13 protein-coding genes are annotated in these 14,548 nt (G+C 58.2%); 4 read left to right on the top strand and 9 right to left on the bottom strand.

The window, feature by feature from the left end:
- Window positions 1-27 precede the first annotated feature (27 nt).
- On the top strand, window positions 28-1,341 hold the full coding sequence (locus ACR3FB_RS17400) for an ammonium transporter (RefSeq protein WP_419740654.1): 1,314 nt from the start codon (window positions 28-30) through the stop codon (window positions 1,339-1,341).
- A gap of 157 nt (window positions 1,342-1,498) precedes the next feature.
- Entirely contained in the window at window positions 1,499-1,864 is a 366-nt protein-coding gene (locus ACR3FB_RS17395) for a SpoIIAA family protein (RefSeq protein WP_480566329.1), read from the top strand.
- 56 nt (window positions 1,865-1,920) lie between these two features.
- On the opposite strand, the gene ACR3FB_RS17390 is transcribed toward ACR3FB_RS17395, so the two are convergent.
- The 4 genes from ACR3FB_RS17390 to ACR3FB_RS17375 all read right to left on the bottom strand — a co-directional run bounded on the left by ACR3FB_RS17390 (window position 1,921) and on the right by ACR3FB_RS17375 (window position 4,881).
- Complete coding sequence (locus tag ACR3FB_RS17390; RefSeq protein ID WP_170640712.1) at window positions 1,921-3,105, bottom strand: amino acid aminotransferase; 1,185 nt, start codon at window positions 3,103-3,105, stop codon at window positions 1,921-1,923.
- The gene (gene sseA, locus ACR3FB_RS17385; RefSeq protein WP_480566328.1) at window positions 3,105-3,959 is read right to left on the bottom strand and encodes a 3-mercaptopyruvate sulfurtransferase; all 855 of its coding nucleotides are present in this window, start codon (window positions 3,957-3,959) and stop codon (window positions 3,105-3,107) included. Before sseA ends, ACR3FB_RS17390 begins: the two co-directional genes overlap by 1 nt.
- 70 nt (window positions 3,960-4,029) lie before the next feature.
- Window positions 4,030-4,302 (bottom strand): CBU_0592 family membrane protein, encoded by a 273-nt coding sequence (locus tag ACR3FB_RS17380; RefSeq protein WP_170464012.1) that lies wholly within the window; start codon window positions 4,300-4,302, stop codon window positions 4,030-4,032.
- A gap of 24 nt (window positions 4,303-4,326) precedes the next feature.
- The gene (locus ACR3FB_RS17375; RefSeq protein WP_480566326.1) at window positions 4,327-4,881 is read right to left on the bottom strand and encodes a helix-turn-helix domain-containing protein; all 555 of its coding nucleotides are present in this window, start codon (window positions 4,879-4,881) and stop codon (window positions 4,327-4,329) included.
- A 106-nt stretch (window positions 4,882-4,987) separates the two neighbouring features.
- On the opposite strand from ACR3FB_RS17375, the gene ilvD reads away from it, so the two are divergent.
- Complete coding sequence (gene ilvD / locus ACR3FB_RS17370) at window positions 4,988-6,820, top strand: dihydroxy-acid dehydratase (RefSeq protein ID WP_480566325.1); 1,833 nt, start codon at window positions 4,988-4,990, stop codon at window positions 6,818-6,820.
- Window positions 6,821-7,192: 372 nt separating this feature from the next.
- Here ilvD and ACR3FB_RS17365 read toward each other — a convergent pair whose 3' ends face one another.
- On the bottom strand, window positions 7,193-8,011 hold the full coding sequence (locus tag ACR3FB_RS17365) for a sulfotransferase family protein (protein ID WP_480566323.1): 819 nt from the start codon (window positions 8,009-8,011) through the stop codon (window positions 7,193-7,195).
- Between the two features lie 141 nt (window positions 8,012-8,152).
- Between ACR3FB_RS17365 and ACR3FB_RS17360 the strand changes: the two genes are divergently transcribed.
- Window positions 8,153-9,730: a DUF5928 domain-containing protein gene (locus tag ACR3FB_RS17360; RefSeq protein ID WP_480566322.1), complete on the top strand. Its 1,578-nt coding sequence runs from the start codon at window positions 8,153-8,155 to the stop codon at window positions 9,728-9,730.
- Window positions 9,731-9,766: 36 nt separating this feature from the next.
- On the opposite strand, the gene amaB is transcribed toward ACR3FB_RS17360, so the two are convergent.
- The 4 genes from amaB to ACR3FB_RS17340 all read right to left on the bottom strand — a co-directional run bounded on the left by amaB (window position 9,767) and on the right by ACR3FB_RS17340 (window position 14,407).
- Window positions 9,767-11,263: an L-piperidine-6-carboxylate dehydrogenase gene (gene amaB, locus ACR3FB_RS17355; RefSeq protein WP_425084914.1), complete on the bottom strand. Its 1,497-nt coding sequence runs from the start codon at window positions 11,261-11,263 to the stop codon at window positions 9,767-9,769.
- 18 nt (window positions 11,264-11,281) lie between these two features.
- Window positions 11,282-12,388 (bottom strand): saccharopine dehydrogenase family protein, encoded by a 1,107-nt coding sequence (locus ACR3FB_RS17350; protein WP_425084756.1) that lies wholly within the window; start codon window positions 12,386-12,388, stop codon window positions 11,282-11,284.
- 202 nt (window positions 12,389-12,590) lie between these two features.
- Window positions 12,591-13,580: a HupE/UreJ family protein gene (locus tag ACR3FB_RS17345; protein WP_425084755.1), complete on the bottom strand. Its 990-nt coding sequence runs from the start codon at window positions 13,578-13,580 to the stop codon at window positions 12,591-12,593.
- Entirely contained in the window at window positions 13,577-14,407 is an 831-nt protein-coding gene (locus ACR3FB_RS17340) for a peptidyl-prolyl cis-trans isomerase (RefSeq protein ID WP_425084754.1), read from the bottom strand. The genes ACR3FB_RS17345 and ACR3FB_RS17340 overlap by 4 nt, the downstream gene beginning before the upstream one ends.
- Window positions 14,408-14,548 lie beyond the last annotated feature (141 nt).

The following is a 14,548-nucleotide window of genomic DNA, read 5'->3' as shown; positions in this document are numbered from 1 at the left end:
ACACTCACTATCATTCGAGGACTGACTATGAACCTGATGAAATCTCTCATCCCTGCTGCTGCGATTGTCGCGCTGCCGCAGATGGGTCTGGCGCAAGAGGCTGCCGCCGAAGGCGAAGCTGCGCTGCACACCCAGTATATCTTCACCACCCTGCTGTTCCTGATGGCGGGCTTCCTGGTCTTCTTCATGGCGGCAGGCTTTGCCATGCTGGAAGGCGGTCTGGTGCGTTCCAAGAACGTGGCCATGCAGATGATCAAGAACGTGGCGCTGTTCTCCATTGCCGCGATCATGTACTGGCTGGTTGGCTTCAACACGATGTACCCTGGCGACTTCAACGGCTTCTTTGCCATCGGTGGCCCAACCGTGCTTGACCCGGTTGGTGTGGACCCTGCCGAGGCTGCTTTGGACTATGCCTCGATCGGGTCGGACTTCTTCTTCCAGCTGGTCTTTGTGGCTGCAACCGCGTCCATCGTGTCGGGGGCCGTGGCCGAGCGGATCAAGCTGTTCCCTTTCCTTATCTTCGTAGTCGTTCTGACCGGTATCCTGTACCCGATCTCGGGTTCCTGGCAGTGGGGCGGCGGCTGGTTGTCTGAAGCTGGCTTCTCGGATTTCGCTGGTTCGACCGTTGTACACTCGGTCGGTGGCTGGGCAGCCCTCGCAGGCGTGATCGTTCTGGGCCCGCGTATCGGCAAGTACAAGGACGGCAAAGTGCATCCGATGCCCGGTTCGAACCTGGCGCTGGCAACTTTGGGTACGTTCATCCTGTGGCTGGGTTGGTTCGGCTTTAACGGCGGCTCGCAGCTGGCGATGGGCACCGTGGGCGATGTGACGGACGTATCGCGCATCTTTGCCAACACCAACATGGCAGCTGCATCCGGTGCCGTAACCGCGCTGATCCTGACCCAACTGCTGTACAAAAAGCCTGACCTGACCATGGTGCTGAACGGCGCACTGGCTGGTCTGGTTTCGATCACCGCTGAACCTCTTGCCCCGACCCTGTTCGGTGCGCTGTGGATCGGTGCAGTTGGCGGTATCATCGTGGTCTTCACTGTCCCGCTGCTGGACAAGTTCAAGCTGGACGACGTTGTCGGCGCAATCCCGGTTCACCTGTTCGCAGGCATCTGGGGCACCATCGCCGTCATCTTCTACGGCGAGGCGTCTCTGGGCACCCAGCTGCTGGGTATCGCGGCCTACGGTGTGTTCACCTTTGTTGGCGCACTGATCCTGTGGACCATCCTGAAAGCCATCCTTGGCATCCGCGTCAGCGAAGAGGACGAGATCAACGGCCTCGACATGGCGGAACTGGGCATGGAAGCTTACCCCGAGTTCTCGAAAGGGTAAGTGCCACTTACAAAACCATTGGAATGGCTCGGCGCAATGCCGGGCCATTTTACTTTTGGTTGACCCCTTGCACCCTCAACTCTGGTATATGGCTGAACACTGAACACAGCCGACCAATCAACGGTCGCAAAGACGTACATCAGATCGGGAGAGAGTTATGTACAAGGTGCTGGACCAAAGCGAGGGCAATATCCTCGGCCTAGAAATTTCCGGCAAAATCGACATCACGCAGGAACGTGAATTGATCGAAAAAGCCGAAGACATACTAAATGATCACGCCAAGATCAGCGTGCTAGTGGTCGTCGACAAAGGGGTCTCTGCCACATTTGAGGCCGCAATGACTGATCTGAAATGGATCATCAAGAATGTGAAGAAACTTGGTAAGCTGGCGATTGTCGCTGACAGCGTGTTCTTGGGTCATTTGGTCGAGATCGACGCGAAATTTGCCGCCATGCTCGATATCGGTGAAAAGCACTTTACCACCGACGAACTTGATAAAGCCTGGGCTTGGATCAAGTCCTGACCGCCAAAGCAAAAAAGCCGCGAATTTCGCGGCTTTCTTGATTTTCAAAGGGTAGCTTAGCAGCCCACATCCACGATCGCTTTTGCCAAAATAGGCACTGTGTTTGCGTTCAGACCGGCGATGTTCAACCGGCTGTCGCCGACCATGTAGATCCCGTGGTCCGCACGCAGTTTCTCGACCAGCTCAGGTGCTGCACCCAGACGCGAGAACATACCGCGGTGCTGCGCGACAAAGCTGAACCGATCCGACCCGGTCAGGCGCTGAAGCTCATCCGCCAGCTGCTGACGCAGGCCCAGCATGGACAGGCGCACCTCTTCCAGTTCGGCTTGCCAGTCGGCACGCAGGGCGTCATCGGTCAGGATCGTGGTTACAACGCGCGCGCCGTGATCCGGCGGGAACGAGTAGTTCTGGCGGTTCAGGAAGGCCAGCGTCGACTGGTTCAGCGAGGTTTGCGCCGCATCATCGCTGATCGCCATCAGAAGGCCGGTACGCTCGCGGTACACGCCGAAGTTCTTCGAGCAGGACGCCGCGATCAGGCAGCGCTTGACCGACGAGGCCACCAGTCGGGTCGCCTGCGCGTCTTCCTCAAGACCGTCACCAAAACCCTGATAGGCGATGTCGATCATCGCCACGAGGCCCAGTTCGTTGATCAGGTTCACCACCTCTTGCCACTGTACGAGGTTCAGGTTTGCGCCGGTCGGGTTGTGGCAGCAGCCATGTAGCAGAACCACGTCGCCCGCCTTGGCGGTTTTCAGGTCCTCGATCATGCCATCAAAATCGACACCACGGGTTTCGCCATCGAAATAGCGATACTGGACAGTCTCCATGCCCAGATAGTTCAGGATCGACAGGTGGTTCGGCCATGTCGGGTTCGACACGAATACGCGGGCCTCGGGGTTGGCCATGCGGATCATCTCAAACGCCTGACGGCAGGCGCCGGTACCACCGGGGGTCGCTACGGCGGCAATATTGGCGCGCGGTACTGCGTCGCCGAGGATTAGACCGATCATCGCATCGGCATAGGCCGGATCACCTGCCAGACCGGTATAGGCTTTGGTCTCCTGCTCTTCGAGAATGCGCTTTTCGGCGGCCTTGACGGCGCGCATCACCGGGGTCACGCCTTCGGCGTTCTTGTAGACGCCGACGCCAAGATCAATCTTCTGGTCGCGCGGGTCTTCACGGTACATCTGCATCAGCGCCAGGATCTTGTCGGCTGGCTGCGGCTTGAGGTTCTCGAACATCAGTTCTCTCCGGTTGCGACAGGCAGGGTTGGGAAGGCGCCCCATTCGGCCCATGACCCGTCATAAAGCGAGTGGTCTTTCTTGCCCATGCGCTCCAGCGCAAGGCTGAGGATCGCAGCCGTGACGCCTGACCCGCAGGAGGTGATCGCGGGTTTCGACAAATCCACGCCTGCGGCCTCGAACACGACGCGGCAATCCTCGGGCGATTTCATCGTGCCGTTCTTGTTCAGCAATTGGCCAAAGGGCACATTGCGCGATCCCGGGATGTGGCCCGAGCGCAGACCTTCGCGCGGCTCGGCCTCGGCACCCGCGAAACGGGGGGCTGAGCGGGCGTCGATAATCTCATGATCGGCCAGCTTGGCGGCTGCCGAGACCTGGGTCACGTCCCGAACCAGATGGTTCTGCACCCGCACGGTCATGTGGCGATCCCGGATCACGGGTGGCAGGTCTTCAACCTCGCGCCCCTCAGACTGCCATTTCGGTAGACCACCATCCAGAACGGCGATGTTTTCCTGCCCCATCAGGCGGAACAACCACCAGACGCGCGCGGCCGACATCAGCCCGGCCCCGTCATAGACCACCACCTGATGACCATCGCCCACACCCATGGCGCGCAGGCGCGACATGAATTTCTCGACCGGAGGGGCCATATGCGGCAGGTCCGAACGCTGGTCTGAAATGTCATCGATATCGAAGAACCGGGCGCCGGGGATATGTGCCGCGTCATATTCCGCCTTGGCATCACGGTTCTGCGCAGGCAGGTACCACGATCCGTCCAGAATCCGCAGATCCGGGTCTTTCAGATGGGCGGCAAGCCAGTCGGTTGAAACGAGGGTTTTGGGATCGTCTTGCATCAAAGCCTCCCCTAAGCGCGGTTGAGTTTTCCCTATACGCGCAAAGGGCCGTATTCAAGCCGGGTTAGCGCTATTCCACGCCCCGTTTCAGTCGGAAGTACTGAATTATCCCGATCACGCTGATGATGATCCAGAACCCCTCGATCAGCATCGAGGCCAGATTGAAGTTGTGCAGCAGAGAGTAGGCGATCAGCACCGACCCCAGCAGATTGATCACCGGAAAGGCCAGATCGTCGGAATTCATCATCCGCATCTGCGTCGCAAAATAGGCCGCGACCACGACAAGCGCACCGGCTGATCCCACGGCATCCACGATAGTCAGGCTGTTCAGCACATCCGTCATTGCATATCATCCTGAAAGGCCGGGCTACCCGACCGAGGCCAGCTCGGCCGGTTGAAAATAGTGATGCATGTTCAGAAAGGCCGCCCCATCTGGCCCAGCGCGATAGCCATGCGGTAGATCGGCGGCAAAGCGCAGCCCCTCACCGGCCTTGAGGGCGACCCATTTGCCATCCTGCAAAACCTCAAGCGCGCCGTTCAGCACAAAGACCTCCTCGGTCACCCCGGCGACATGGGCCGGGGATTCGTGGCTTTGATTGGCGGCCAGTTCGACATGGAAGGTCTCGGCCCCAAGGGCGGGATCGAAGGGAAAGACGATCTTGACCTGAATGCTGCCCGGAAAGGTCACGGTCCGGAACACGCCCTGCGCGCGCGCATCCGAAGTCCCAATCAGGGCGCTCAGCGGAACTTGAAACCCCTTGGCGATTTTCCACAGGGTCGCGATGGTTGGGCTTGATTCGCCACGCTCAATCTGGCCCAACATGGCTTTGCTGACACCGGTCAACTCGGCCACTTTGGACAGGCTGAGGCCCGATGCTGCCCGCACTTCCTTTAGTTTCAGCGTAATTTCGTCCGATTCCATATCCGCGCCCAACGATTTGCCTTGTGCGTTATAACGCACATGTGGTACGTGCGCTATAACGTACGCACCCCGCATATCGCAACCGGGGCAAAAGGGAAACAGCATCATGCCAATGTACCGATCCAGAACTTCTACCCATGGCCGCAACATGGCCGGTGCCCGCGGCTTGTGGCGCGCCACCGGTATGCAGGATGACGATTTCGGCAAACCGATCATCGCCATCGTCAACTCATTCACCCAATTCGTGCCCGGCCACGTCCACCTGAAAGACCTGGGCCAGATGGTCGCGCGCGAGGTTGAGGCCGCTGGCGGCGTCGCCAAAGAGTTCAACACCATCGCGGTGGATGACGGCATCGCCATGGGTCACGACGGCATGCTCTATTCGCTGCCCTCGCGCGAAGTGATTGCGGATTCGGTGGAATACATGGTCAACGCGCACTGCGCCGACGCGATGGTCTGTATTTCGAACTGCGACAAGATCACCCCCGGCATGCTTATGGCCGCGATGCGCCTGAACATTCCGGCGATCTTCGTTTCAGGCGGTCCGATGGAGGCCGGCAAGATCGACATCGCCGATTTAGACGTTAAGAAGATCGACCTGGTTGACGCGATGGTTGCCGCAGCGGACGACAAATATACCGACGAACAGGTCAAACATATCGAGGAAAACGCCTGCCCGACCTGCGGCTCGTGCTCGGGTATGTTCACCGCGAACTCGATGAATTGCCTGGCTGAGGCGCTGGGTCTGGCCCTGCCCGGCAACGGCTCGACCCTGGCGACCCATTCGGACCGCAAAGAGCTGTTCCTTGAGGCCGGTCGCCGCATCGTCGAGATCACCAAACGGCACTACGATCTGGACGAGAAGGGCTTCCTGCCCCGCGAAATCGCCACCTTTGATGCGTTCGAGAACGCAATGTCGCTGGATATTGCGATGGGCGGATCGACCAACACCGTTCTGCACCTGCTAGCCATCGCTTATGAGGGCGGCGTTGATTTCGACATGTCCGACATGGACCGCCTTAGCCGCAATGTGCCGTGTCTGTGCAAGGTCGCACCCAACACCGAGAACGTGCATATGGAGGACGTCCACCGCGCAGGCGGCATCTTCTCGATCCTCGGAGAGCTGAGCCGCGCCGGGCTGCTGCACGAAGACTGCAGCACCGTGCATTCAGCTACCATGGGCGAGGCGATTGCCAACTGGGACATCAAAGTAGCCAACAACCCGAAGGCACAAGAGCTGTTCAAGGCGGCCCCCGGCGGCGTGCGCACCACGCAGGCCTTCAGCCAGTCGAACCGCTATAAAGAGCTGGACACCGATCGCGAAGGCGGCGTCATCCGCTCCAAGGAGCACGCGTTCAGCCAGGACGGTGGTCTTGCGGTTCTGTTCGGAAATATCGCCCGTGACGGGTGTATCGTTAAAACCGCGGGTGTGGATGAGAACATCCTGAAATTCACCGGTACGGCCTATGTCTGCGAAAGCCAGGATCAGGCAGTCAGCGACATCCTGACCGGCAAGGTGAAAGAGGGCGATGTGGTGGTCATCCGCTACGAAGGTCCGCGCGGCGGACCGGGCATGCAGGAGATGCTGTACCCGACCTCGTACCTGAAATCCAAAGGTTTGGGCAAAGCCTGCGCTCTGTTGACTGACGGCCGTTTCTCGGGCGGCACATCGGGCCTGTCGATTGGTCACGTCTCGCCTGAGGCGGCTGAAGGCGGCGTCATCGGCTTGGTGCAGACCGGCGACAAGATCGAAATCGACATCCCTGCCCGCTCGATCCATTTGGCGGTCTCGGATGAGGATCTGGCAGAACGCCGCAAGGTTCAGGACGAAAAAGGCTGGACCCCGGCCGCACCGCGCAAACGCAAAGTGTCCACTGCGCTGAAGGCTTATGCAAAACTGACCACCAGCGCGGCAAAAGGAGCGGTACGCGAGCTGTAACGCCTTCGAGAGCGAAATCCAAAGGCCCCACCCGCCTAGCGGATGGGGCCTTTTTTGAAGTACACGGAGCAATCCCATAGTCGGACCTTCCTCTTCGAGATAAACTCATGCGACCGACACGTCTTGAGACCCATCTAAACTATAGAAGCTGGGCGTCAGTTCATCGCCCACGAACGGGACGTCGAAGCCCCTCTACTCCCGCTAAGCTGGGATTCGAGACCTCGCTGACCAATGACACAATCCCAAATACTCCCGCGCCCGTTCCGAGCCATCGGCTACGCCGATACCCCGTTCGGGCCCAAGCAGAGAAGATGTCTCGTCAGAGACATTGACGATGGGCGGGAGCGTTCCCCTGCCCCAAATCAGCTAGGGCTACGACCCGAGTTTTGCGTGGATTTCATCCAAATCGATCTCACCCACCGGCATCTTGTTTGCCGGGTTTTCGAAATCGTATTTGAACAGCTCGAAATCCTGTTTGTAAATCTCATAGACCAGATGCATCGAAAGATCGTCGAAATAGTCCTCAACCGGGTGAGCGCGCTTGGGTCCGTGGCCTTCGGATTCGTTAAACCTCGGGATCTCGGACAAGGTTACGGTATGCGAGGTCTCGATGTGGTTCAGAACGTCCTGCATCCCGTCGTTGAACTTCTCAGTCCAGAAAATGTTGTCGTAGCGCCCGCCGTTGACCACAAAGGTCGACACATGCCCCGACATGGCCGACCAGTGGATATCCGGGTCCATCGGCCTGCGCCACCGGATCGTATCCCGCGCAAACAGAAGGAAGCGGCGGAAACTGGCGATCTGGTCGAACTCACCCTTTCCATCTTCACCACCAACCTCGATCCCGTAGTTATAAACCAGCGTCGGCACCAGCTTGCCCCGGTACCGCTTGCCGTTGCGCTGAATGCCACAGATTTTGTCGAAGAATGAGCTGAGGATCCGCGTGTAGGGATTGCGCACACAGGTGAACGCAAAAGACCCATGATTGCGCACATTGGCCGAGATCATGCCTTGGCTGTGGTCAAAGGCCCATTTGTGCATCCCGTCCTTGGCATCATGAATGTCGCCATCAAAGAACTGGCCATGATCGGAATAGTACATGATCTGACCAATAGTCGAGCAGGCACATTTCGGCACAACTCGGTACACCATGCTCTCGCTTTCGGTCATCCAGGTGCCGGGGAACCCCATCCGCTATGCCTCCTCAAAATCTCGGAACTTGTTACGCGCAAGTTGTTTTACAAGCAAAGAACCAAAACTATTCGGTTTATTCAATCGCTCATCCTCAGTATCACGAGTGTAAACGGGCAGAAACGGAAATAGCGGAGCCACATGGCGAAGATTGCCTACATATTGCTGTGTCACAAGGACCCCGACGCGATCATCGCGCAGGCTGAGCAATTGACCGCCGTTGGCGACTATATGGCGATCCATTTCGATGCGCGGGCCAAGGCGTCGGACTATGACCGAATTCGTACAGCCCTGAAGGACAACCCGAACGTCACCTTCGCCGCCAAACGCATCAAATGCGGCTGGGGAGAGTGGTCTTTGGTGCAGGCCACCCTGCACGCCCTGCAAGCGGCCGAAAGCGCCTTTCCCCGTGCCACACATTTCTACATGCTTTCGGGCGATTGCATGGCCATCAAAACGGCAGAATACGCCCACAACTTTCTGGACGAACACGACACGGACTTCATAGAAAGCCACGACTTTTTTGCCAGCAACTGGATCAAGACCGGCATGAAAGAAGACCGGCTGATTTACCGCCATTACTTCAACGAACGCACTCAGCCCAAACGGTTCTATACCTCTTACGAGTTGCAGAAGCGCTTCAACGTCACACGCGACATCCCGGATGATATTCAGGTGATGATCGGCAGCCAGTGGTGGTGCCTGCGCCGCCGCACGGTCGAGATGATTTTGGATTTCCTGAAACAGCGGCGCGATGTGGTCCGGTTCTTCTCCTCCACCTGGATTCCCGACGAGACCTTCTTTCAGACGCTGGTCCGTCACCTGATCCCGAAGAACGAAATCGAAAACCGTACGCTGACCTTTCTAATGTTCTCGGATTACGGAATGCCGGTGACCTTCTACAATGATCACTTCGACATGTTGTTGGGGCAGAATTACCTGTTTGCTCGCAAGATCAGCCCCGAAGCGCATGAGCTGAAAGAGCGTCTCGGGACGCTCTACGCGAGCACCGGTGTCGATTTCCCAATCTCGGATGAGGGGCGCAACCTCTATGCCTTCCTGGCCGGGCGTGGACGTGTAGGCCGCCGGTTCGGTCAACGGTTCTGGGAGGCCGGGAATACGCTGGGCCCGGAACGAGAGCTGTTTCTGATCGTCTGCAAAAAGTGGCACGTGGCAAAGCGGCTGGTGGATCAGATCGCTTCGGTCACCGACATCCCCTGCGTCGAATATCTGTTCAACGAGCAGGACACTCCGCTGCCTGATCTAGGCGGGATCGAGACAACTCTGACCAAACGTTCGCGTCATAGGCGGGCCGTTGTTCGGATGCTGTTCGATCATTTCGGATCGAACCAACTAGCCCTATGCCTTGATCCGGCCAATCTGGACGCCATTCAGGATTTCTGCGGCGATGCCGCCAAGACCCATGTGTTGGAAATCGAGTGTCAGTATTCCGACGATTACCTGATCGGCCATGCGCGCCGTGTCGGCCTGGCAGGTGAAAACAGCCCATCCGAGACCGTCGCACGCCTGTTGCCCACCCTGCGCAATGATCTGGAACACGAGTCCGAGGAAATCCGCAAGGCCGGGATTGATGGCTATCTGCGCCTGCGCGAGACATCGGATCGGGCCGAGAATGAGGCCGCAATCACCAAGTTCCTTGGGGTGAAAACCGAGACAGCCCAATCCATCATGAAACTGGACTACCTGTTTTCAGATTGACGGCCCGGCGGCGTGACCCCGCCGCCGGACGAGTGTTCAGATGTCGAACTTCACGCCTTGCGCCAGCGGCAGCTCTGCCGAATAGTTCACCGTGTTGGTCTGACGGCGCATATAGGCCTTCCACGCGTCCGAGCCGCTTTCGCGCCCGCCGCCGGTTTCCTTTTCACCACCGAAGGCGCCACCGATCTCGGCGCCGGACGGGCCGATATTGACGTTGGCGATACCGCAATCCGATCCGGCGGCTGTCAGGAACTGCTCGGCCTCGCGCATGTTCAGGGTGAAGACGCATGAGGACAGGCCCTGCGGCACACCGTTCTGAAGCTCGATGGCATCGTCGAAATCGTCATAGCCCATGACATACAGGATCGGCGCGAAGGTCTCAGTTTTTACCGTTGCTGTCTGGCCGGGCATCTCAACAATGGCAGGCTCCATATAGACGCCGCCCGGCACGCCGTCGGTGACGCGCTTTCCACCAAAGACCACGCCGCCTTCGGCTTCAGCCGCCTTCAGCGCCGCTGTCATCGCCGCGCCCGAAGCCTCATCGACCAGTGGGCCGATCAACGTGCCCTCGGCCATCGGATCACCAATGGGCAATCCGGCATAGGCTTTCTTCAGACGTGCGACCAGCTCATCCTTGATCGAGTTATGGACGATCAAGCGGCGCAGTGTCGTGCAGCGCTGACCCGCCGTTCCAACCGCCGAGAAGACAATCGCCCGCACCGCCATTTCCAGATCAGCCGACGGACCGACAATCATCGCGTTGTTCCCGCCAAGCTCCAGAATGCACTTGCCGAACCGCGCCGCCACAATCGGCGCAACCGCGCGACCCATACGCGTCGAGCCGGTGGCCGAGATCACTGGCACGTCTTCGCTGGCCACCAGAGCTTCACCCAGAGCAGCGCCGCCAATCAGCGTTTGCAGCAGGTGGTCGGGCGCATCCTCAAACCGGGCCAGCGCACGTTCAAAGATCTTCTGGCAAGCCATCGCGGTCAGAGGCGTCTTTTCAGACGGTTTCCAGATCACCGGATCGCCGCAGACAAGCGCCAGCGCCGCGTTCCACGACCAGACCGCGACCGGGAAATTGAAGGCAGAGATCACGCCGACCGGACCTGCCGGGTGCCATGTCTCCATCATCCGGTGGCCGGGACGTTCCGAGGCAATGGTCAGACCGTAAAGCTGCCGCGACAGGCCAACGGCAAAGTCACAGATATCGATCATCTCCTGCACCTCGCCCAGACCTTCCGAGGTGATCTTTCCCGCCTCCCAACTGACCAAAGCGCCCAGATCGTCCTTGGCGGCGCGCAATTCCTCACCCAGCAGGCGGATCAGTTCCCCCCGCCGCGGGGCAGGCACTGTGCGCCACGCTTTGAAGGCCGTTTTGGCGTTGGCCAGAATGGCCTCCATGTCAGAGGCCGGTGTTTCATGCACGTCAGCCAGGGTGCGCCCGTCGATCGGAGACCTTACCGCCAACGTTCCGCCTGTCAGCTCCGCTGCGGTCAGATCGAGGTTTGCCAGAGTGGTTTCTGCAGTCATCACAACGTCTTTCATCTTTTACGCCGCCTTGTTCTGTGGGGTTACGTCGCCCGCCCGATAGAGCCGGCCAAATTCGGTATTGAGGAAATCGGACAGCTTCACCTGCTCCTGCCGGACAAAGCCGGTCGAAGGCAGAACGCCCGTACGCATCAGATCAACCACGCCGAGTACGCCCGCTGCAGTGGTGACCTGAATGGCGCTCCAGACTTGTCCGTTGATCTCACGCGCGAAACTTTTATTGATCAGGGATTTTTCGCGCAGGGCACCGTCGATCTTGCCCTTGGCAGTACAGTAGACAAGCACCACATCCTGATCCGTGCGCGGCAGGGCGGCCTCAAAAATCTCTTTCAGAAGATCGCGGCGTTGACCCAGCCCCAGATCGTTCAAGAGCAGTTTCAGGATATCGCAATGACCCGGATAGCGGATCGAGCGGTAGGACACCGCCCGCGCCTTGCCCTCAAGGGTTTCAGGAAGGGTTCCAAGGCCGCCTGAGGTGTTGAAACACTCATACTCCACCCCGTCATGGCCCAGGACCTCATAGTCCTCCAACGGAGCGGTCTTCACCCGCTCGCCGTTCACGATGGCATCGCACGGGTTGCAGTATTCGTTGATCAGCCCATCGGTCGACCAGGTCAGGTTGTATTTCAAAGCGTTGGTCGGAAAGAGAGGCAAGGCCCCGACCCGCATATGCAGGCTGTCAATCTCATCAAACTCGGCCGCCAAGGACGCCCCCGCGATGCCAACAAAGCCGGGTGCCAACCCGCATTGGGGCATGAATGCGGTCTTGCTGTTTTCTGCCAAATCACGCACGGCATTGGTTGCGGCCACATCTTCGGTCAGGTCAAAATAATGCGCCCCGGCCCGCTGAGCAGCTTTCGCGATATTCGGTGTCAAAAAGAACGGAGCGGCCGAAATCACCGCGTCAAACGTCTTCAGGCCTTGCGCCAGACCTTCAATATCCGAGGCATCAATCTGCTTGGTCGCTACCCCAATTCTAGCGATGTCGCCCAAGGCCTTGAGATCATGATCCGCAACCGTGACGCTGTAGTTTGGCGACCCCTTCAACAGCGTGGCGATCATCTGCCCAATCTTGCCAGCCCCAACGATGCAAATATTCCAGCCCATAACGCGCCTCCTCCTTCTGGTTTTCAGTCCAGAGTGGCGGAGAATATCGTCATTTCGCAGGAGCTAAATTGACGATTTAACGGATGATTTCGTCATTTTTACGGGTCCTTTTCCCTTTTTGACGAAACAGGTTTTGGACATAGGTCGCGAAGCTGTCATCAAAAGCAGAGACGCGTTCAGTATCCGAAGGCAGGGCCTCGCGTCAAAATCCGGCCGTGCGCTCAATCAACCAATACATCGACACGGAACCAATGCCATAGGCAGCAACGATCGTGGCCTTTTGGCCCAGTGGCAACGCAACCTGCCGCCATACTGCGACCACGAGAGCCAAAGCCCCAATGAAACACAGCTGCCCGGCTTCAACGCCAAGGTTGAACGCTAGTAGGGCCGCAGGAATGTCGTTGGCAGGCAGACCAATATCTGCCAGAGCCCCGGCAAAGCCCAGCCCGTGCAAGAGCCCGAAGCCGAAGCAGACGATCCATGGTTTCTCCTTTGACAGTCGGAACCTGCCTTCGCCATCCTTTGCAATCTCCATCGCCAGAAAAACGATCGAGAGCGCTATGACAGCTTCGACTGGTGGCCCAGGAACGTTCAGAACGCCAAAGGTCGCAAGCGCCAAAGTGATCGAGTGCGCCAGGGTAAACGCGGTGACGGCCCCGACCAGCCGCCAGCGATCACGCACCAGAATAAACAAGGCAAGGACAAACAGAAGGTGGTCCCAGCCTTCCAGGATATGCTCGAACCCCAAGACGGAATACGCGGCCAAAACGGACCATGTTGACTGTGCCACCGGTATGGTCTGAACGGCAGCATCCGGCGTGAAACGAAGGGTAAGCGGTTCTGACTGCAACGGATGCAAGCGCACCAAAACATCGTTGTTTTGGGTCTCCAAGCCCTCAATCGCAATGGGCTGACCTGCAATGTCCGCGCTGCATTCTGTGACCCACGACGAGACCCAGGCCCTGTTCCCGGCCACCGGGTCTGGCCCTCGGGCCGGGGTGCAGACCTCGGGCAATACAGCGTCAATCGCCATCGGTCGGCCATTCACATCCGGTTTGCGCCAATGAACGCTCCAACTATCCGACGCGATTTGGCGTATTTCCAGGTAACCGGGATCAAGGGCATGCGCGGTGGCCTTGCCTGCCGTGAATGAAAACAGCAGCAAGATCAAAAAACAAAGTGCAGCCTTCATTCAGACAGCTCCGCAAAGTCTGGAACGATGATTTCATAGCCTTGGGCCAGTGTTTCATATTGCGCCTGCGCCAAATCCTCGCTTGTCGCACGCAGCCAGTCCCGCAAAACAACCTCGTGAATGTCTTCCAATGGCGGGTTCTTGCTGGGTTCAATCTCAAGGACCTTGACCAGATGAACACCGTAGCCCGACAGAACCGGACCGGCCCATTCCCCTTTTGCGAGGGTTGTCAAACCATCCGAGAACCCATTTCCGTAAACCGAGTCGACAACCCGTGTGGCTGACAACGGCATCGACGCGGGCAAAAGGGTCGATCTGCTGAGATCAGCGGGTTCTTGCTGCGCACGCAACGCTTCCAAGGCCCGTTCGACTTCGCCATCAGCGGGGTTTTCGCCCAGAAAGACCTGAGTGAAAGCAATCTTGTGAGGTGTCGTGTATTGATCCAGATTTTGCTGACGAAACGCCTCTAAAACTTCGTCTTCCGGAACAACTGATGCGGCGATCGCTTCGGTCAGAAAGCCCATCTTTTGACTGAGTCGGGATCGGATGACTGTGTCACCACGATCAAGACCAAGCTTCTTCGCCTCACGCACCAGAACCTCTTCCCGGATTGAGGCGTCGACCAAGGCTTGCAGCTCGGCCGTGTTGGGTGGGCGTTTCCAGCGGGCTTCGAACTGTTCAGACAGCAGCGTGACGTCTTGCTCGGTAATTTCTATCCTCTCACTGTCTACGGCTGCTTCGGATTCCGGCGATACGATGTGGAACCAGATGAATATGGCCGCTCCGATCAGGAAGAAATGGAACAGCGGTTCTTTTAGTAAACGCATGAAGGCTCCTGCTGGAAATGCACTCAGGTTCTGACCGTCAATGTTGGAAACGGTTTGCACATAAATCTACGCCCTGCCTGCTGTGAGGCGCAAGGAAACCGCCGGAGTGATATTCCAGACTCCGGCGGTCGGCTGAGTTTT

It is taken from the genome of Ruegeria sp. AO1 (genome assembly GCF_056535985.1).
The sequence above is the reverse complement of the archived record's forward strand: the minus strand, read 5'-3'. Positions and strand labels throughout refer to the sequence as shown.